The following is an 18,086-nucleotide window of genomic DNA, read 5'->3' as shown; positions in this document are numbered from 1 at the left end:
CATGCCTTGCGTGGCCAACCGGCCCGCAAGGTCTTGCGAAGCGCCGGTCTCCCGTGCAAAAGCGCGGCCATGCTTATCATAAACGACCTCTCGCTGCGCATGGCGGGGCGCTTGCTTCTCGACCATGCCTCGCTGACCTTGCCGGCCGGCACCAAGGCCGGACTTGTCGGCCGCAACGGCACCGGCAAGACCACGCTGTTCAAGGCCATAACAGGCGATTTTCCCTCCGAGACGGGCTCGATCAGCCTGCCGAAGAACACGCGGATCGGCCAGGTGGCGCAAGAAGCGCCCGGAACCGAGGAGCCGCTGATCGAGATCGTGCTCAAGGCCGACCTCGAACGCACGGCGCTGCTCGAGGAGGAAAAGACGGCGACCGATCCGCACCGCATCGCCGACATCCATATGCGGCTGGCCGATATCGACGCGCATTCGGCCGAGTCGCGCGCCGCCACCATTCTCGCCGGTCTCGGCTTCGACGACGCGGCGCAGCGCCGCCCCGCCTCCTCGTTTTCCGGCGGCTGGCGCATGCGCGTGGCACTCGCCGCCGTGCTGTTTTCCGAACCCGATCTTCTGCTGCTCGACGAGCCGACCAATTATCTCGATCTCGAAGGCACGCTGTGGCTCGAGAACTATGTTTCCAAATATCCGCACACAGTGCTGCTGATCTCGCACGATCGCGACCTGCTTAACCGCGCCGTCAATTCGATCGTCCATCTCGACCAGAAGAAGCTGACCTTCTGGCGCGGCGGCTACGATCAGTTCGAACGCCAGTACACCGAGCAGAAAGAACAGCAGGAAAAGGGCCGTATCAAGCAGGAAGCCGCCCGCAAGCATATGGAATCCTTCGTCGAGCGTTTTCGCGCAAAGGCATCCAAGGCAAGACAGGCTCAGTCCCGCATCAAGGCGCTTGAAAAGATGAAGCCGATCACGGCCATCGTGAACGACACGGTGCGGCCATTCTCTTTCCCGGAGCCGGTGAAGACGGTGGCCTCGCCAATCGTCGCGCTGAACAATGTCAATGTCGGCTATACCCCCGGTGAGCCGATTCTGAAGAAGATGACCTTGCGCATCGATGCCGACGACCGCATCGCGCTGCTTGGCGCGAATGGCAACGGCAAATCGACCTTCGCCAAGCTTCTGTCTGGCCGCCTGAAGCAGGAGACCGGCACCATGACCGTGGCGCCCGGGCTGAAGGTGGCGATCTTTGCACAGCACCAGCTCGACGATCTCAGGCCTGAGGAAAACGCCTACGAACATGTTCGCAGGCTGATGCCGGAAGCGCCGGAATCGAAAGTGCGCGGCCGTGTCGCCCAGTTTGGGCTCACCACCGAAAAGATGAACACGGCGGCGAAAGACCTGTCCGGCGGCGAGAAGGCGCGGCTGTTGATGGGGCTGTCGGCCTTCGAGGGGCCGAACCTGTTCATCCTCGACGAGCCGACCAACCATCTCGACATCGACAGCCGCGAATCCTTGATCCATGCGCTGAACGAGTTCCCCGGCGCCGTCATCCTGATCTCGCACGACCGCCATCTCCTGGAAGCGACGGCGGACCGGCTGTGGCTGGTCAAGGACGGCGCGGTCAATCCCTATGACGGCGACCTGGAGGACTACAAGACGCTGGTCACCGGCGTGTCCGGCGACCGGCGCGAGCGGCGCGAGGCGGAAAAAGCCTCGAAGGCCGACCGCCGCCGCGAGGCGGCCCAGCGCCGCGCCGCCTTCGAGCCTCTGGCCAAGGAGATCCGCGCAACCGAAGCGCTGATGGACCGCATCCGCAAGCGCATCGACGGTATCGAAGACGAGCTCGCCAACCCGGCGATGTACGAAAAGGATCCGTCGACGGCGACAAGGCTGGCGAAGGAGCGATCGCAACTCGCCCAAACGCTTGCCGGCCACGAGGAAAAATGGCTGACCATGTCGGCCGAGTACGAGGAAGGCACGGCGGAGTGACCGCGTAATCTCCCCACGAGGGGGAGATCGGCTAATCATCTGGCCCTACACGCCGTTCCTAAAACCCGCTAAACACACTCCATGAACCAGCACGCCAGCCTTCGCATCGGCCATTCGGCCTGTCCGCATGATTGCCCGTCGACCTGCGCGCTCGAGGTCGAGTTGCTTGACGGCAACCGCATCGGCCGCGTCCATGGCGCCAAGGCAAACACCTACACGTCAGGCGTCGTCTGCGCCAAGGTCGCTCGTTACGCCGACCGCGTCCACCATCCCGACCGCTTGCTGAAGCCGCTGGTGCGCAAAGGCGCCAAGGGCGAGGGCGCCTGGCAGGAAACAAGTTGGGAGGCGGCGCTGGACCTCGTCGCCGAAAAGTTCATCGCGGCCGAGAAAAAATACGGCTCGGAGACGGTCTGGCCCTATTTTTATGCCGGCACGATGGGGCTGGTGCAGCGCGACGGCATCGAGCGGCTGCGGCATGCGAAGAGATATTCGGGCTTCTTTGGCTCGATCTGCACCAACCTGGCCTGGACCGGCTGGATGATGGGGGCGGGCGCGCTGCGCGGTCCCGACCCGCGCGAAATGGCCAAGTCCGATTGCGTGGTGATCTGGGGCACCAATGCCGTGGTGACCCAAGTCAACGTCATGACCCACGCCATCAAGGCGCGCAAGGAGCGCGGCGCCAGGATCGTGGTCATCGACGTCTATGAGAACGCCACGATGAAGCAGGCCGATATGGGCCTTGTCCTGAAGCCTGGCACCGATGGCGCGCTGGCTTGCGCGGTCATGCATGTTCTGTTCAGGGAAGGCTTGGCCGACCGCGCCTATCTCGAGAAATACACCGACGACCCGAAAGGTCTGGAAGCCCACCTGCGCACGCGTTCACCCGAATGGGCGGCCGCGATCACCGGATTGACTGTGGCCGAGATAGAGAGTTTTGCCCGTCTCGTCGGCACGACCAGGAAAACGTATTTCCGCCTCGGCTACGGCTTTGCCCGCCAGCGCAACGGCGCGGTCAACATGCATGCCGCCTCCTGCATCGCCGCGGTCACCGGCGCCTGGCAATATGAGGGCGGCGGCGCCTTCCACTCCAATTCCGGCATCTTCAAGCTCAACCAGGAGGTGCTGGAGGGCACGCGCATGCGCGATCCCTCGATCCGCTATCTCGATCATTCGCGCATCGGCCCGGTGCTGACGGGCGCGCCGGATGCGCTCTATGGCGGGCCGCCGGTGACGGCGCTGCTCATCCAGAACACCAACCCGGCCAATGTTGCGCCCGAGCAGCGGCTGGTGAAGCAGGGATTCCTGCGCGACGACCTGTTCACCTGCGTGCACGAGCAGTTCATGACCGACACGGCCAGGCTCGCCGACGTCGTGCTGCCGGCAACGATGTTCGTCGAGCATGACGACATCTACAAGGGCGGCGGCAACCAGCACATCACGCTCGGCCCGAAGCTGATCGAGCCGCCGGAAGGGCCGCGCACCAACCATTTCGTCATCGAGCAATTGGCTGAGCGCCTCGGCGTGGCCGACAGGCCGGGCTTCGGCCTCACCGAGCAGCAGCATATCGACATCATCCTGGGCAAGCGCGGGCTTGGCAGCTTCGCCAGCCTGAAGGAGCAAAAATGGATCGATCTGCAGCCGGATTTCGAAGCCGCGCATTTCACCAAGGGCTTCGGCCATGCGGACGGCAAATTCCGCTTCCGCGCCGATTGGACCGGACAAGCCGCCCCCAACCGGCCGCCCAAAAGCATGGGCCTGTTCGGCCCGGTGGAGCAGTTGCCGCAATTTCCCGATCATGTCGACCTGATCGAGGTTGCCGACGAGGCGCATCCGTTCCGGCTGGCTACGTCGCCGGCGCGCAACTTCCTCAACTCGACCTTTTCCGAAACGTCGGTGTCGAAGGCCAAGGAGGGCCGGCCGGAATTGCTCTTGCATCCCGACGATGCCGCCGCACACGGTTTGGCAGACGGCGACCGTGTCGAAATCGGCAATGCGCGCGGCGAGGTGGTGCTGCATGCGAGGCTGTTCGACGGCATCAAGCGCGGCGTGGTGATCGCCGAAGGCATCTGGCCGAACAGCGCGCATGAGCGCGGCGAGGGCATCAATGTACTGACTGGCGCCGATGCGCCCGCACCCTATGGCGGCGCGGCATTCCACGACAACAAGGTGTGGCTGCGCAAGGCGGGGTGATCCAGGCGTCCAGCGCCGGCGGTTTTCAATTCCGTCTGTTACGGATTTCGACATCTGGTCCAAGCGCCGGCGGTCGCGAGCACCCGCTCGCGCACGTATAAAGGTGCTCGGTCTGACAGGAGGGAAGAGCGTCGATGGGAGCCGGAATTTCGCTTCTGGGAATACCGCATGACGGGAATTCGTCCTATCTGCGGGGCGCAGCCGAGGCACCGGCCCTCATCAGGCGCGAATTGCACAGCGACGCCTATAGCTCATGGTCGGAAACCGGCTTCGATCTGACAGGCCGCTTCATCGACCACGGCGACATCGATTTCAAGCAGCCCGGCGACCCTTGGCAGCGGATCGAAAGCGAGGTCGGCCGCGCTATGGATGGCGGCCATCCGCTGATCTCACTCGGCGGCGATCATGCCATATCCTGGCCAGTGCTGCGCGCGGTGCGTCGCCGTCATCCCGGTTTGACGATCCTGCACATCGACGCTCACCCCGATATCTACCATGCCTATGACAACAATCCGCGCTCGCATACCTCGCCCTTCGCACGCATCATGGAGGAGCGTCTGGCCGACCGGCTGATCCAGGTCGGCCTGCGCACGGTCAACGGCCATCATCGCGACCAGTTCAGGCGCTTCGGTGTCGAGGTGGTGGAGGCGGCGCGCTTCAGGGAAGGCCTGCGGCTCGATCTCACAACGCCAGTTTATATTTCAATGGACCTCGATGGGCTCGATCCCGCCTTTGCCCCTGGCGTCTCCCACCGCGAGCCCGGCGGCCTCTCGACCCGGCAAGTCATCAACTTGATTCAAAGCATCGACCAACCGGTCGTGGCCGCTGATATCGTTGAGTATAATCCGAGCCAGGATCTCTCCAACCTGACGGCGCTCGTGGCCGCCAAGCTGTTGAAGGAGATTGCCGGAATGATGCTGAAGACTGCTCTTGGATAGAGCAGGCCGCCAGACGCGGTGATTTCGACCCGCAAGGGGCTGAAGCCGCCGGGAGGTTTCGCCGTTTCGGCGCAAGTCACACCGGCAGGGTTTCGGCCGTCCTTTTTCTGTTCTGCCGGAGACGGATGTCGTCGGCGATCGCCTGGGCTTCGATTCCGATTTCGCGCAGCAGGCCGGTAACCGAATTGTGGAAGCCGACGAGATAAAGACCGAGTTCCGAAGCGCGCGCATTGACGCCGCTGCCGCCGGGCTCGACGCCGGGTTCGAGGAATTTGGCATAGGCTGGGCGGTAGCCGGTAGCGAAGATGATCGCATCGAAGTCGCTATGCCGACCATCGACGAAACGGGCGCCGCCTTCTGATATCTCGGCAATGTCGGGCGCGACCTTGATCGCGCCTTCGCGGATCTTGCCGATAGTGCCGACATCGATCACCGGTATGCGCGACGCCAGGGATATCTGCTCCAGCAATCCCTGCTTGGGGCGTTTGAGCCCATATTTCTCCAGCCTGCCCAACACCAGATCGAGGATGATAGGAAAGACGGCGTCATTGACGCGCCGCGGCCCCAGGCGCGTCGCCATGCTGACGACCTGGATGGGCACGCCGAGCAATTCGCGCGGCACGATATGGACGCCGCCGCGCACGGAGATAGTGGGTTTCGCCCCGCCCTCCGTCAGGTCGAGCGCGATCTCGGCGCCGGTGTTGCCCATGCCGACGACCAGCACCGACTGGCCGGCAAACGGCGTGTTGTTGCGGTAATCCGCGCTGTGCAGACTTTTGCCCTTGAAACTGCCGGCGCCGGCGAATGCCGGCATCAGCGGCTCGGCATTGTATCCTGACGCAATCACGACATGGGAAGCGCGCACGGTGCCTGATGTCGCTTCGACGCCCCAGCTTCTGCCCTGCCGGCCGATCGCCCGCACCGCTTCTCCAAAGCGGGGCCGCAGATCGAAGCGTTGCGCATAGGCATCGAGATACTCGACGAACAGATCGCGCGGCACATAGCGCGGGTAATGCCTCGGGAAGGGCACGAAGGGCAGGGACGAATAGCGCTTGGTCGTGTGCAGGTGGACGCGCTCGTAATGGCGCCGCCAGGCGGGAGCGGGCTGCTGCTCTTTTTCAAGCAGGATGAAGTCGACACCGGCCTGCCGCAGGCATGCGGCAACCGCCAGGCCCGCCGGCCCGGCACCGATAATCGCAACCGGGGTGGTGTCGTCCAAGCGCGCCTCCCGCCAATTCGCGATGCGGAGAATGGCGAAAGCATGCCAGACATGCAACCCGGTCGCTTATCCCGGCAGCGGCACCGTCAGGCCGACCTTGACGCGGTCCATGGCGACGAAGGTGCGGAATTTGCGGACATTGTTGCTGTCGAAGAACAGGCGCCGCGTCAGCGCCTCATAGGCGCTCATGTCGGCCACCGTGATGGCCAGGATGAAGTCGGCCTCGCCTGTCACATAGTAGCATTGCTGGACTTCCGGTGCCGCCAGGAATTGCCGCTTGGCCGCGTCGATCAGTTCGGCGCGTTCGCTTTCGAGTTCGACCTCGACGAAGATGGTGATGGGCTGGCCGACCGCGGCCGGTTCGATTACCGCGACATTGGCCGCGATGACGCCGGTCTGTTGCATGCGCTTGATACGGCGCTGCACCGCCGGCGCCGACAGGTTGACGGCCTCTCCGATCAGCCGCTGCGGTGTCGTGTTGTCCTTCTGCAGCACGGCGAGAATGGCGAGGTCGAAACTGTCGAGCAAGGCTGGCAATGCGGGCAACGGCATGTCCTGAAGAAACAAACTTGCATTTCGACGCCTTGAATACAGCGCTTTTTGCGCCTGTCTTGCAATATAGTCTCGTTGTCAGCCAAGGAGGCCTTGATGTTCCTGCTCAACCGCAATGCCTTGCACGGCAGCCCACTCGATCCGGTCGACGCCGAAATGCTGGGGATTGCGGGGGCCGACGCGGCCGAGCGTTTCCTGTCCCATCGCGACATCAATCGGGAGACGCCGCTGGATGCGTTGCCGGCGCTGGCCGCGGAACTGGGCATTGGCGCCATCCACCTCAAGGATGAGGGGTTTCGCCTCGGTCTCGGCAGCTTCAAGGCGCTTGGGGGTGCTTATGCCGTCGTTCATCTGGTGCTGGAGGAAGCCGGCCGCCGGCTTGGCAGGCCGCTCGACATCGCCGATCTCGATGGGCCCGACGTCAGGGCGGTTGCCGCCACCATGACGATGGCTTGCGCGACCGACGGCAATCACGGCCGCTCGGTGGCACAGGGCGCCGAGCTCGTCGGCGCGAGGGCGGCGATCTTCGTCCATGCCGGCGTCAGCCGCGAACGCATCACGGCTATCGCCCGTTACGGCGCCGAGATCATCCGCGTCGACGGCAACTACGATGATTCGGTCAGGCAAGCCGCGCAAGTCGCGACGGACAAGGGCTGGACCGTCGTGTCCGACACCTCGTGGCCCGGCTATGAGCGCATTCCGGGCCTCGTCATGCAAGGCTACACCGCGATCATGCGCGAGGCGTTGCGCCAGCTCGGCGAACCGCCCACCCACGTCTTCGTTCAGGCTGGGGTCGGCGGCATTGCCGCTGCCTTGGCTGGCCATCTCGCCATCGTGCTCGGCGATGCCAGGCCGGTCTTCACGGTGGTCGAGCCCGAACGTGCCGCTTGCATCTTGGGCGCCGCCAAGGCTGGCCACCCGGTCAAGATCGCGCATGGCGAAGCGACTGTCATGGCGATGCTCGAATGCTACGAGGCGTCGCCTGTCGCCTGGCGCGTGCTGGCGCGGGCCGCCGATGCCTTCATGACCGTCGACGAGGAGGATGCGGTCGCCGTGATGCGGAGGCTTGCGCGGCCGGCCGGCGGCGATCCGGCCATCGTTGCCGGCGAAAGCGGCGGGGTCGGCCTGGCCGGACTGATCCGGGCGCTGGCCGACAACAGGGCCGAACTCGGCCTCGACCGGACCTCGCGGGTGCTGGTCGTCAACACCGAAGGCGCAACCGATCCCAAGCGTTATGCCGAACTCGTCGGCGTGGCCGCCGCGGACGTGCTTGCGGGCAAGGTACTTTCTGGAGCAACGCCATGATCTCGGTCGACGCGCAGCGGCTGCTTGGCCGTATTCGGGACCTCGGCGCAATCGGCCGCGACGGCGAGGGCCGGCTGGTGCGGCTTGCCGCCTCGGACGCCGACCGGCAGGGCCGCGACCACTTCGTCGGCTGGTTGCGCGAGGCGGGGCTCGAAGTCGCCATCGACCGCATGGGCAATATTTTCGGCATCTGGCGCACGCCTGAGAATGCCGGGCAGGCGCCGATCCTGATAGGCTCGCATATCGACACGGTCATAGATGCCGGCATTTATGACGGCTGCTACGGCGTGCTGGCCGGGCTGGAGGCAATCGAGACACTGAAGGCGTCAGGCTTTGTCCCGTCGCGCCCGTTGGCCGTCGCCGCCTTCACCAATGAGGAAGGCGTGCGCTATTCCCCCGACATGATGGGCTCGCTGGTTCATGCCGGCGGCGTCGCGATCGAGGAGGCGCTGGCGGCCGTGGGGACCGACGGCAGCGTGCTCGGGCAGGAACTGGCGCGCATCGGCTATGCCGGCGACGAACAGCCGGGCTTCCTAAAGCCGCATACCTATCTCGAACTGCATATCGAGCAGGGCCCCGTGCTGGAGCGCGAAGGCGTGCCGATCGGCGCGGTGGAAAACCTGCAAGGCATCTCCTGGCAGCGCATCACCATCGACGGGGTCGCCAACCATGCCGGCACCACGCCGATGTCGATGCGCACTGACGCCGGCCATGCGGCCGCGCGTGTCGTCACCTTCCTGCACGATCGTGCCAAGGCTTCGAACACGCCGACCGTCGCCACCGTCGGCACGATGCGTTTCGAGCCCAACGCCATCAACGTCATTCCCTCGCGAGCGGTCTTCACCATCGACCTGCGCGATCCTTTCGAGCACCGGCTGCAGGCGGAGGAAGCAGCACTCGCCGCTCACCTCGAAGAACTCGCCGCCGCCGAAGGCGTGACGATCTCGGTCGAGCGGCTGGCGCGCTTCGAGCCGGTGATCTTCGACAGCCGCATCGTGAAGCTGATCGAGGCCGCCGCCGACAATCGAGGGCTGGTTTCGAAGCGCATGACGTCCGGCGCCGGCCATGATGCGCAGATGATGGCGCGTATCGCACCTGCCGCGATGATCTTCGTGCCGAGCGCCGGCGGGATCAGCCATAATCCGCGCGAATACACCGAGGATACCGAGCTCGTCGCCGGCGCCAACATTCTGCTCGATGTCGTCACCCGACTTGCAACCTAGTTGAGAGGGGCGGAGTAATGGCCAAAATCGATCTCGATGCCTTGAAGCAGGAGATGACCGGCTGGCGGCGCGATCTGCATGGCCATCCGGAATTCGGGTTCGAGGAAAAGCGCACCGCGGCCTTCGTCGCCGCCAAATTGCGGGAATTCGGCCTCGACGATGTGACCGAGGGCGTCGGCGGCACCGGTGTCGTCGGCACGCTGAAGCGCGGCAGCGGCAACAGAGCGATCGCGCTCAGGGCCGATATGGATGCCCTGCGCATCACCGAGCAGTCGGCCGTGGCCTATCGCTCGCAAAATCCCGGAATCATGCACGCCTGCGGCCATGACGGTCACACCACCATGCTGCTCGGCGCGGCAAAGCTGCTGGCCGGGGAGGGTGGGTTCAACGGCACGGTGCGCTTCATCTTCCAGCCGGCCGAGGAGTGGGGCAAGGGCGCGCTGGCCATGCTCGATGACGGCCTGATGCGCCGTTTTCCCTTCGATGAGATTTTCGGCCTGCACAATCTGCCCGGATTGCCGATTGGCCATTTCGAAACCCGCCCCGGCCCGATGATGTCGGCCGAGGACGTCTTCGAGATCGTTCTGAGAGGTCTCGGCGGCCACGCTGCCGGGCCGCAGGACGGCCAGGAGACACTGGTCGCCGCTTGCGCGCTGGTTACCAATCTGCAAACCATCGTCTCGCGCCGGCTGAGCCCGGCCGACATATCGGTGGTCTCGGTGACCGAACTGATCACCGACGGCACCCGCAACGCGCTGCCCGGCCTTGCCCATATCCTGGGAGACGCCCGCAGCTTTCGCCCCGAGGTCAGCGCCGAGATCGAAAAGCAGATGCGCACCATCGCCGCCGGCACCGCCGCCGCCTACAACGTCACCGCCGAGGTCGCCTACAGCAGGGAATTCGTGCCGCTGCACAACGACGCCGAATTGGTCGACGAGGCCTTTGCAGCCGCCGGAAACGTGTTCGCGCCCGAAGACATCGCCGTGGCCCGCGAGCCGATGACCGGCTCCGAGGATTTTGCCCGTTTCCTCGATCACGTGCCCGGTTGCTTTGTCTTCCTCGGCAATGGCGAGACGGCGCCGCTGCACAATCCGAGCTACGACTTCAACGACGACGGCCTGCTGTTCGGCACGAATTTCCATGCCGCGGTCGTCAGACGGCGATTGGGAGCATGAACGGCGCGGTCTTTCCAGAACTTCGCGGGAAGCCAAAGGGGTGGAATCCCCATGACGCTGCGGCAAGACTCAGCTAACATCCGCTTTGCGGCGGACCTGATATCCGCCTGGCCGGCGCTATCAGGCACCTCCCAAGCGGCGCCGGCCGTCCTTTCCAGGCTGTGCTACTGTCCCGCTGTGGTCCGCGCCATTGCTGCACGCATGCCAACTCATTTGCCGGTCTTATCGGCTACAGGGTTGCCGTCGGCGTGCGGGTTTTCCGCTGCCGGAGCTTTGGTTGGCGGGACGTTGTTGTCGCAGGCCGAGACTGCCAGAATGATCAGCAAGAGGCTTAGGGAGAGCTTCTTCATCGCTACCTCCTCTCGCCTGACAACGGGACGACCTCGGTTTGGTTGCGACGATCAAGCCAGGGGAACAAAACCCCATGTCCCCGGTTGGATCAGGCAAAGGAGGACTGCTGGATGATCCGTCTGCTCTTGGCCTGCACCATCGCCTTTGTCACTTACCGCCTCGCGCGCAAGCTGATCGAGGACGTGCCCGACACCGTCGATCCCCTGTTGCTGCCGGTCCCAAAGAATGATCGGGAGGCATTGCGCAGGCAGTCTGCGGCCATGGGTGTCGATCCGGAACGCTGACCTGTCGACGCTGAGCTCGTTGCGCCGCTTCCTTGTTGCGAACAAAGCGGAAACGATGCTTGATGGGCGATGAACCTCGCCGCTCATGATTCGACATTTTCGGAATCGACTTCCCAGCCCGCTTATCTCGCGAGGCTGAACGACGCCCAGCGCCAGGCCGTCGAGCATGGCGACGGCAGGATCGCCGGACCGCTCCTGGTCATTGCCGGCGCCGGCTCGGGCAAGACCAACACGCTGGCGCATCGCGTCGCTCACCTGATCGTCAAGGGCGCTGATCCGCGCCGCATCCTGCTGATGACGTTTTCACGTCGCGCCGCCTCCGAAATGGCCAGGCGCGTCGAGCGCATCGCCGGCGAGGTGCTCGGCCGCGACGCCTCTATCGTCATCGATGCGCTGACCTGGGCCGGCACCTTCCATGGCATCGGTGCGCGGCTGTTGCGCGATTACGCGCAGGAGATCGGTCTCGACCCGGCTTTCACCATCCACGATCGCGAGGATTCGGCCGACCTGATGAACCTGGTGCGCCACGAGCTCGGCTTCTCGAAGACGGAAGCGCGCTTTCCCACCAAGGGCACCTGCCTTGCCATCTATTCGCGCGCCGTCAACGCGCAGGCGCCGCTAGGCGAGGTGCTCGGCTCCGCCTTTCCGTGGTGCGCCGGTTGGGCCGAACAGCTGAAGCAGCTGTTCGCCGGCTATGTCGAGGCCAAGCAGGCGCAGAACGTGCTCGATTACGATGACCTGCTGCTCTACTGGGCGCAGATGACGGCAGAACCGGAGATAGCGACGCACCTGGGCGGGCGCTTCGACCATGTGCTGGTCGACGAATACCAGGATACCAACCGGCTGCAGGCCTCGATCCTCATGGCGCTCAAACCCGATGGCGCCGGGCTGACGGTGGTCGGCGACGATGCGCAATCGATCTATTCGTTCCGCGCCGCTGAGGTGCGCAACATTCTAGATTTTCCCAAGCAGTTCGCGCAGGCCGCCGATGTGGTGATGCTGGAGCGCAACTACCGCTCGACCGAAACCATTCTGGCCGCCGCCAATGCGGTGATCGGCGAGGCCTCGGAGCGCTTCACCAAAAACCTGTGGTCGGAGCGCAAATCCGCCGCCAAGCCGAGGCTGGTGACCGTGCGCGACGAGGTCGAGCAGGCCAATTTCGTCTGCGAGGCGATCCTGGCCGAGCGCGAGGCCGGCACGGCGCTGAAATCGCAGGCGGTGCTGTTTCGCGCCTCGCACCACAGCGGGCCGCTGGAGATCGAGCTGACGCGGCGCAACATTCCCTTCGTCAAGTTCGGTGGGCTGAAATTCCTCGATGCTGCTCACGTCAAGGATGTGCTGGCGGTGCTGCGCTTTGCCGAAAACCCGCGCGACCGCGTCGCCGGATTTCGCGTGCTGCAGCTTTTGCCGGGCATCGGCCCCTCGGCCGCCGCGCAGATCGTGGAGACGATGACATCGGCGCTGGATGAGGCGATGGGCCTTGCCGGCTGGCGGCCGCCCCAACGCGCGGCGGATGACTGGCCGGGCTTCGTCTCGCTCTACACCGGGCTGCGTGCAGGCGCCAAATGGCCGGCCGATCTCGAACAGGTCAGGCTATGGTACGAGCCGCATCTCGAGCGCATCCACGAGGACGCAACCACACGCCGGGCCGACCTTCTGCAGCTCGAGCAGATCGGATCCGGCTACGCTTCGCGCGAACGGTTCCTGACCGAGTTGACGCTCGACCCCCCGGACGCGACCAGCGACCAGGCCGGGCCGCCGCATCGCGACGAGGACTATCTGATCCTGTCCACGATCCACTCGGCCAAGGGCCAGGAATGGAAGAACGTGTTTGTGCTCAACACTGTCGATGGCTGCATTCCGGCCGATCTCGGCGTCGGCACCAGGGAAGATATCGAGGAGGAGCGCCGGCTGCTTTACGTGGCGATGACAAGGGCCAAGGACAGCCTCAACCTGGTCATGCCGCAGCGCTTCTTTCCGCATGGCCAGGCGGCGCGCGGCGACCGCCATGTCTATGCCTCGCGCACGCGCTTCATCCCGGCTTCCCTCCTTGCGGCATTCGAACAGACGGTATGGCCGGCAGCGCGAGCAGCACCGGGCAGGGCGCCTCGGCCGGAGATACGCGTCGACATTGGCGCGCGCATGCGCGGCATGTGGAAATAGCCGCGGCGATGGCGCCAGTCAGGATCGCAGTTGCCGGTGCGCTCGGCCGCATGGGGCGCCAGATGGCGGACGCCGTGCAGGCCGACTCTCGCCTGGCGCTCACCGCCCGCTTTCATCGAACGGGCATTGCCGGCGATGGCCTGGTCAGTCGGGACGAGGCGCTCGGCCTGGCCGATGTGGTCATCGATTTTACCGCGCCCGCGGCATCGGCCGATCTGGCAAGAGCCTGCGCCGGCCGTCGCGGGCCTGCCATGGTCATTGGCTCGACCGGTTTCGATGACGCTGAATTGGCAGCCATCGCCGATGCCGCGAAAGCCGTCGCCATCGTGCGCTCCGGCAGCTTTTCGCTTGGGCTGAACACGCTGGTCGGATTGGTTGAGCAGGCGGCGGGAGCGCTCGGTTCCGCGGACTGGGATGCAGAGATTTTCGAGGCGCATCACCGCAACAAGATCGACGCGCCATCGGGCACCGCCCTGATGCTCGGCCAAGCCATTGCCGACGGACGTAATGTCGAGCTCGATGCGATGGCGAGGCGTGTTCGCGATGGTGTCACCGGTGCGCGGCCTGCCGGCGAGATCGGCTTCGCGGTGCTGCGCGGCGGCAGCATCGTCGGCGAGCACGGCGTCAGCTTCTGCACCGGGGGCGAGACCGTCACCCTGTCGCACGCGGCCGAGGATCGCGCCATGTTCGCCCGTGGCGCCATCGCCGCAGCCCTCTGGGTGACCGGGCGACCGCCCGGTCAATACGGTATGCGCGACGTCCTTGGCTTTGGCGCTTCTTGACGGGCCAGAACCCGCCGCTTTCCATTTCTCCAGTCGCCAAAATGATTGAAGGCTCGGGCCTGCCACGGCGAGTGCGAAGCCACCCCGTGGAGAATACGGCGCGCCTCTGGGCCGTCCTCCACCCCGTTTGCAAGCCATAATCCCGACCCAGCTCAACGCCCGGATGCCGCTCGCGCGACCGCTCCTGCAAAAAACCGAACCGTTCGGTTCGATTTCTGTTGACGGACCGTGCATCAAACGGTGAACGCAGGCTCCGCAAAAAACGGGTAGGCGCAATAGAGTTCCCTCAATAAACCCCTGAATAGAAATGATAAAATTGTGGCACGCAGCGAGGGCTTTCAATTTCAAGGGTCATTTCCAGAGCTTTTTCGGCACATTTTCGTGACTGGAAACGACAACATCACAGACCCATCTCGGGGTGGTCCGAGCGACGCGAAATCCTCCCAAGGGCACGCCACTAGACGGACAGAACAAACATACTGGAGTAACCAAAATGACCAAGATCGCTCTTACCGCCGCTGCCATCCTCGTTGCCACGGGCACCGCTTTCGCCGGCAGCGACAATTATGGTTCGGCCAACGCCAATCAGCCCGCCGCCGCTGTCGACCATTCCGTCACCGCTTCGACCTCGAAGACGAACGGAACCATCCAGGCCCCGGCTTCGCAGGGCGCCGACCGCAACCTTTTCGGCCGTTGATCGCGACTGCCGACATCAATCACTTGAACTCAGGAGTAAAGAAATGACCAAGATCGCTCTCACCGCCGCCGCCATTCTCATTGCCACGGGCAGCGCCTTTGCCGGCAGCGACAATTATGGCTCCAACAATGTCAACCAGCCGGTTGCCAACCAGTCGACCTCCAACGTCGACACCACCCATACCGGCTCGATCGCCAAGTCCGTAAAGGCGCAGGGCGACGCGAACGCCAACGTGCCGGCTCAGTCTGGCCAGGGCATCTGGGGCCGTTGATTCTGTAAGTCTTCGACCACAAAGAGCGGTGGGCCTGGCCCGCCGCTCTTGTTTTTGCGCATGACCAATCCTCCAGCTCGGCAGAAAACAATCCGAGCCCAGGAATAAAACAGGACTGCCTGGGGTCTTGTCCTTAGCGGAACCGTCCTCCCAAGACGCCGCCTAACGGATGAACCCAGGAGATTGAAATGAACAAGATCGCCCTCGCCACCGCCGCCATCCTCGTTGCGACCGGCAGCGCCTTTGCCGGCAGCGACCACTATGGCTCCGACAATGCCAACCAGCCCGTCGCCCCGATAGCGGGCGTGGACCACGTTGTCACCGGCGCGCTCAAGGATACCGGCATGGCCGGCCACGAGACAGGCGATGCCGAGACGAAGCCCGCTACCGGCTGGCCCGAACCCGGCCAGGGCATCTGGGGCAATTAACGTCCCGCGCATGCAGCGGCCTTTGGCTGCCAGCTTAACCCCGGATTTCTAGCGCAGGTCCTTCGGACGCAGGCAATGCGTCAGCCGCGCGGACGACAGGTTGGACCAGGCGCCCTCGAAAACGAAGCGCGCAAAGGCTGCCGTTGGAAATTTTCCTTCGAGCCTCCTGCGCGCCTTGGCCTCCGACCCTGGCCCGGCAAGTTGTTTCGCCAGATATTGCAGGCCGGGATTGTGGCCGATCACCAGCAAGCTGCCGTTCGACGGATCGACGTGACGAATCTGGCTCAGAATATCCGTCGCGGAGGCTTCATAAAGCGCCTCGGAGAACGCGACCCGTGGATGCGCCGGCAACTCCGCGTCCACCAGCCGCCAGGTCTCGCGGGTGCGCAGCGCCGGCGATACCAGCGCCTGGTCCGGCAACCACCCGCGCGCCGCGAGTTCGCGCCCTATCAATTGGGCCGCCTTCAATCCGCGTTCGGCGAGCGGCCGATCGAAATCGTCGAGATCCGGGTCGTCCCAACTCGACTTGGCATGGCGAAGCAGCAGAAGCTGGTTCACCGGCATTGGTCAGGGCCGGCGAAGCTGGCCAGACGAGTGCGGGCCTTGTGCTTGATCGCCTCTATGTCGAAGGAATCGAATAGGCCGCTTTCCAATCCTTCAAGCCAAGCTCTGCGTAGCCTATCCGTTTCGATCTGGTGTGAATTCTGATTTAGCGATTCCGAGCCAAGCGACATGCCATCATTCCCGATCTGAGTCCCTACGGCGTGATCCGCGCCAATTGCTCGAAATCGATTTCCTCGCGCAGCGGGCTCGGTGCAATGATCGTCGAGGTTGCATTGTCGGCATCGTCGGCGAAGCGGGCAAACACGGCGCGGCCCTTTTCCATCCGGACCTTGCCCTCGGCGACCAGCCCCAGCGCCAGCGGATAGAGCTGGTGTTCCACCTTCAGCACCCGTGCGGCAAGTGTGTCGGCATTGTCGCCGACCATTACCGGCACCGCCGCCTGTGCGATGATCGGGCCGTCATCCATCTCGGACGTGACGAAATGCACCGTGCAGCCATGGATGCGCATGCCGGCGGCAAGCGCGCGCGCATGCGTGTCGAGCCCCTTGAAGGCCGGCAGCAGGGCAGGGTGGATGTTGATCATGCGGCCCTGCCATTTCTGGACGAGGCCGGTGGTCAGAATGCGCATGTAGCCAGCCAGCGCCACGATCTCGGCATTGAAGGCCGTGAGCGCCGCATCGATCGCGGCGTCATGGGCCTGCTTGCTGGCGTGGTCGGCCCGGGAAATCACCTGGGTGGCGATGCCGCGCGCCCTCGCCATGCCGAGTCCGGCGGCATCCGCCTTGTCGGAGATGACGCCGACGATTTCGGCGGGGAAAGCCGGGTCGCTGGCGGCGGCGATCAGCGCCGTCATGTTGGAGCCGCGCCCCGAGATCAGGACGACAGTGCGTTTCTTCTGCGCGCTCATAGACCGATCGAACCCCGATAGATGACGCCGGCGTCGCGGCGCGGCACGATCCGGCCGATCGGCGTCACCGTCTCGCCGGCCTCCTGCAAGACGGCAGCGACCTGCGCCGCCTGGCCGGATGCCACCGCCAGGATCATGCCGATGCCGCAGTTGAAGGTGCGCATCATCTCTTCCGGCGCCACACCGCCGGTCTTGGCCAGCCATGAGAACACAGGCGGCACGTCGATGGCGTCGAGATCGAGCTCGGCCGAGAACTCCTTCGGCAGAACGCGCGGAATGTTTTCAGGGAAGCCGCCGCCGGTGATATGAGCCAGCGCCTTGATGCCGTGCGTGTTGCGGATCGCCTTCAGGATCGATTTCACATAGATCCGGGTCGGCTCGAGCAGCGCCTCGGCCAATGTGGCCTCGTCATTGAAGGGAGCCGGATCGGTCCATGCCAGGCCGCTGGTCGCAACGATGCGGCGCACCAGCGAAAAGCCGTTGGAATGCAGGCCCGAGGAACCCAGCCCCAGCAGCACGTCGCCCTCGACGATGTCGTCGGTGGGCAGAAGCTGGCCGCGCTCGGCCGCGCCCACGGCAAAACCGGCAAGGTCATAGTCCTTGCCGTGATACATGCCCGGCATTTCCGCCGTCTCGCCGCCGATCAGCGCGCAGCCGGCCTGCCGGCAGCCCGCGGCGATGCCGCCGACGATCGCCGCACCCTGGTCCGGATCGAGCTTGCCGGTGGCGAAATAGTCGAGAAAGAACAGCGGTTCGGCACCCTGCACGACGATGTCGTTGACGCACATGGCCACCAGGTCGATGCCGATCGTGTCGTGCTTGCCGGCGTCGATGGCGATCTTCAGCTTGGTGCCGACGCCGTCATTTGCGGCGACCAGCACCGGGTCGGCAAAGCCGGCGGCCTTGAGGTCGAACAGGCCGCCGAAACCGCCGATCTCGCCATCGGCGCCCGGCCGGCGCGTGGCCTTGACCAGCGGCTTGATCTTCTCGACCATGAGATTGCCGGCATCGATGTCGACGCCAGCCTCGGCATAGGTGAGCCCGTTCTTACGCTTGACTGTATCGCGCTTCATATCTGGCTTGTCGCTGT

At 64.5% G+C, this 18,086-nt stretch carries 18 protein-coding genes; 12 read left to right on the top strand and 6 right to left on the bottom strand.

The genetic code is table 11. From position 1 onward, the window contains the following. The first annotated feature begins 69 nt into the window (after window positions 1-69). The 3 genes from LB551_RS06135 to LB551_RS06125 all read left to right on the top strand — a co-directional run bounded on the left by LB551_RS06135 (window position 70) and on the right by LB551_RS06125 (window position 5,075). Entirely contained in the window at window positions 70-1,947 is a 1,878-nt protein-coding gene (locus tag LB551_RS06135; RefSeq protein ID WP_224658540.1) for an ABC-F family ATP-binding cassette domain-containing protein, read from the top strand. 81 nt (window positions 1,948-2,028) lie between these two features. Further along, complete coding sequence (locus tag LB551_RS06130; RefSeq protein WP_224658539.1) at window positions 2,029-4,137, top strand: molybdopterin-dependent oxidoreductase; 2,109 nt, start codon at window positions 2,029-2,031, stop codon at window positions 4,135-4,137. A 134-nt stretch (window positions 4,138-4,271) separates the two neighbouring features. After that, entirely contained in the window at window positions 4,272-5,075 is an 804-nt protein-coding gene (locus LB551_RS06125) for an agmatinase family protein (RefSeq protein WP_224658538.1), read from the top strand. Between the two features lie 76 nt (window positions 5,076-5,151). Here LB551_RS06125 and LB551_RS06120 read toward each other — a convergent pair whose 3' ends face one another. Together LB551_RS06120 and LB551_RS06115 are read right to left on the bottom strand one after the other, a co-directional pair. After that, window positions 5,152-6,294 (bottom strand): flavin-containing monooxygenase, encoded by a 1,143-nt coding sequence (locus LB551_RS06120; protein WP_224658537.1) that lies wholly within the window; start codon window positions 6,292-6,294, stop codon window positions 5,152-5,154. Window positions 6,295-6,360: 66 nt separating this feature from the next. Continuing rightward, window positions 6,361-6,840, bottom strand: coding sequence for an Lrp/AsnC family transcriptional regulator (locus LB551_RS06115; protein WP_411970932.1), 480 nt, complete (start codon window positions 6,838-6,840; stop codon window positions 6,361-6,363). Window positions 6,841-6,942: 102 nt separating this feature from the next. Between LB551_RS06115 and LB551_RS06110 the strand changes: the two genes are divergently transcribed. Genes LB551_RS06110 through LB551_RS06100 form a run of 3 tightly spaced genes read left to right on the top strand, consistent with a single transcriptional unit; the run spans window position 6,943 to window position 10,549 of the window. Beyond that, complete coding sequence (locus LB551_RS06110) at window positions 6,943-8,151, top strand: diaminopropionate ammonia-lyase (RefSeq protein WP_224658536.1); 1,209 nt, start codon at window positions 6,943-6,945, stop codon at window positions 8,149-8,151. Further along, window positions 8,148-9,374: a Zn-dependent hydrolase gene (locus tag LB551_RS06105; RefSeq protein ID WP_224658535.1), complete on the top strand. Its 1,227-nt coding sequence runs from the start codon at window positions 8,148-8,150 to the stop codon at window positions 9,372-9,374. The genes LB551_RS06110 and LB551_RS06105 overlap by 4 nt, the downstream gene beginning before the upstream one ends. Window positions 9,375-9,391: 17 nt before the next feature. After that, the gene (locus LB551_RS06100) at window positions 9,392-10,549 is read left to right on the top strand and encodes a M20 aminoacylase family protein (protein WP_224658534.1); all 1,158 of its coding nucleotides are present in this window, start codon (window positions 9,392-9,394) and stop codon (window positions 10,547-10,549) included. 209 nt (window positions 10,550-10,758) lie between these two features. On the opposite strand, the gene LB551_RS06095 is transcribed toward LB551_RS06100, so the two are convergent. After that, the gene (locus tag LB551_RS06095; RefSeq protein WP_224658533.1) at window positions 10,759-10,899 is read right to left on the bottom strand and encodes a hypothetical protein; all 141 of its coding nucleotides are present in this window, start codon (window positions 10,897-10,899) and stop codon (window positions 10,759-10,761) included. 111 nt (window positions 10,900-11,010) lie between these two features. Here LB551_RS06095 and LB551_RS06090 point away from each other — a divergent pair, with 111 nt between their 5' ends. From LB551_RS06090 to LB551_RS06065, 6 genes are all read left to right on the top strand, one after another. After that, complete coding sequence (locus LB551_RS06090; RefSeq protein WP_181169231.1) at window positions 11,011-11,184, top strand: hypothetical protein; 174 nt, start codon at window positions 11,011-11,013, stop codon at window positions 11,182-11,184. A gap of 69 nt (window positions 11,185-11,253) precedes the next feature. Beyond that, complete coding sequence (locus LB551_RS06085; RefSeq protein WP_224658532.1) at window positions 11,254-13,347, top strand: ATP-dependent helicase; 2,094 nt, start codon at window positions 11,254-11,256, stop codon at window positions 13,345-13,347. Between the two features lie 8 nt (window positions 13,348-13,355). Next, a complete protein-coding gene (gene dapB, locus LB551_RS06080; protein ID WP_224658531.1) occupies window positions 13,356-14,129 on the top strand; it encodes a 4-hydroxy-tetrahydrodipicolinate reductase in 774 nt (257 codons plus the stop codon). Between the two features lie 493 nt (window positions 14,130-14,622). Further along, window positions 14,623-14,826 carry a DUF680 domain-containing protein gene (locus LB551_RS06075; RefSeq protein WP_224658530.1) on the top strand — a complete coding sequence of 68 codons (204 nt, stop codon included), beginning with the start codon at window positions 14,623-14,625 and terminating at the stop codon, window positions 14,824-14,826. A gap of 43 nt (window positions 14,827-14,869) precedes the next feature. Beyond that, window positions 14,870-15,097 carry a DUF680 domain-containing protein gene (locus LB551_RS06070; protein ID WP_224658529.1) on the top strand — a complete coding sequence of 76 codons (228 nt, stop codon included), beginning with the start codon at window positions 14,870-14,872 and terminating at the stop codon, window positions 15,095-15,097. 188 nt (window positions 15,098-15,285) lie between these two features. Beyond that, window positions 15,286-15,525 (top strand): DUF680 domain-containing protein, encoded by a 240-nt coding sequence (locus tag LB551_RS06065; RefSeq protein ID WP_140549241.1) that lies wholly within the window; start codon window positions 15,286-15,288, stop codon window positions 15,523-15,525. A 48-nt stretch (window positions 15,526-15,573) separates the two neighbouring features. On the opposite strand, the gene LB551_RS06060 is transcribed toward LB551_RS06065, so the two are convergent. From LB551_RS06060 to purM, 3 genes are all read right to left on the bottom strand, one after another. Then, complete coding sequence (locus tag LB551_RS06060) at window positions 15,574-16,089, bottom strand: SixA phosphatase family protein (RefSeq protein ID WP_224658528.1); 516 nt, start codon at window positions 16,087-16,089, stop codon at window positions 15,574-15,576. A 193-nt stretch (window positions 16,090-16,282) separates the two neighbouring features. Further along, window positions 16,283-16,996, bottom strand: a complete 714-nt coding sequence (gene purN, locus LB551_RS06055; protein ID WP_224658527.1) for a phosphoribosylglycinamide formyltransferase — start codon at window positions 16,994-16,996, stop codon at window positions 16,283-16,285. Further along, a complete protein-coding gene (gene purM, locus LB551_RS06050; protein ID WP_224658526.1) occupies window positions 16,993-18,069 on the bottom strand; it encodes a phosphoribosylformylglycinamidine cyclo-ligase in 1,077 nt (358 codons plus the stop codon). The genes purN and purM overlap by 4 nt, the downstream gene beginning before the upstream one ends. Window positions 18,070-18,086 lie beyond the last annotated feature (17 nt).

It is taken from the genome of Mesorhizobium sp. BR1-1-2 (assembly GCF_020165435.1).
Lineage (GTDB): Bacteria > Pseudomonadota > Alphaproteobacteria > Rhizobiales > Rhizobiaceae > Mesorhizobium.
This window is presented reverse-complemented; position numbering and strand designations above follow the sequence as displayed.

Bases quoted from the DNA above. Each gene is read 5' to 3' on its own strand.
- LB551_RS06130 (WP_224658539.1), top strand. From the start codon at position 2,029: ATGAACCAGCACGCCAGCCTTCGCATCGGCCATTCGGCCTGTCCGCAT.
- LB551_RS06110 (WP_224658536.1), top strand. From the start codon at position 6,943: ATGTTCCTGCTCAACCGCAATGCCTTGCACGGCAGCCCACTCGATCCG.
- LB551_RS06125 (WP_224658538.1), top strand. From the start codon at position 4,272: ATGGGAGCCGGAATTTCGCTTCTGGGAATACCGCATGACGGGAATTCG.
- LB551_RS06135 (WP_224658540.1), top strand. From the start codon at position 70: ATGCTTATCATAAACGACCTCTCGCTGCGCATGGCGGGGCGCTTGCTT.
- LB551_RS06090 (WP_181169231.1), top strand. From the start codon at position 11,011: ATGATCCGTCTGCTCTTGGCCTGCACCATCGCCTTTGTCACTTACCGC.
- dapB (WP_224658531.1), top strand. From the start codon at position 13,356: ATGGCGCCAGTCAGGATCGCAGTTGCCGGTGCGCTCGGCCGCATGGGG.
- LB551_RS06085 (WP_224658532.1), top strand. From the start codon at position 11,254: ATGAACCTCGCCGCTCATGATTCGACATTTTCGGAATCGACTTCCCAG.
- LB551_RS06065 (WP_140549241.1), top strand. From the start codon at position 15,286: ATGAACAAGATCGCCCTCGCCACCGCCGCCATCCTCGTTGCGACCGGC.
- LB551_RS06095 (WP_224658533.1), bottom strand. From the start codon at position 10,899: ATGAAGAAGCTCTCCCTAAGCCTCTTGCTGATCATTCTGGCAGTCTCG.
- purN (WP_224658527.1), bottom strand. From the start codon at position 16,996: ATGAGCGCGCAGAAGAAACGCACTGTCGTCCTGATCTCGGGGCGCGGC.
- LB551_RS06070 (WP_224658529.1), top strand. From the start codon at position 14,870: ATGACCAAGATCGCTCTCACCGCCGCCGCCATTCTCATTGCCACGGGC.
- LB551_RS06075 (WP_224658530.1), top strand. From the start codon at position 14,623: ATGACCAAGATCGCTCTTACCGCCGCTGCCATCCTCGTTGCCACGGGC.
- LB551_RS06060 (WP_224658528.1), bottom strand. From the start codon at position 16,089: ATGCCGGTGAACCAGCTTCTGCTGCTTCGCCATGCCAAGTCGAGTTGG.
- purM (WP_224658526.1), bottom strand. From the start codon at position 18,069: ATGAAGCGCGATACAGTCAAGCGTAAGAACGGGCTCACCTATGCCGAG.
- LB551_RS06100 (WP_224658534.1), top strand. From the start codon at position 9,392: ATGGCCAAAATCGATCTCGATGCCTTGAAGCAGGAGATGACCGGCTGG.
- LB551_RS06105 (WP_224658535.1), top strand. From the start codon at position 8,148: ATGATCTCGGTCGACGCGCAGCGGCTGCTTGGCCGTATTCGGGACCTC.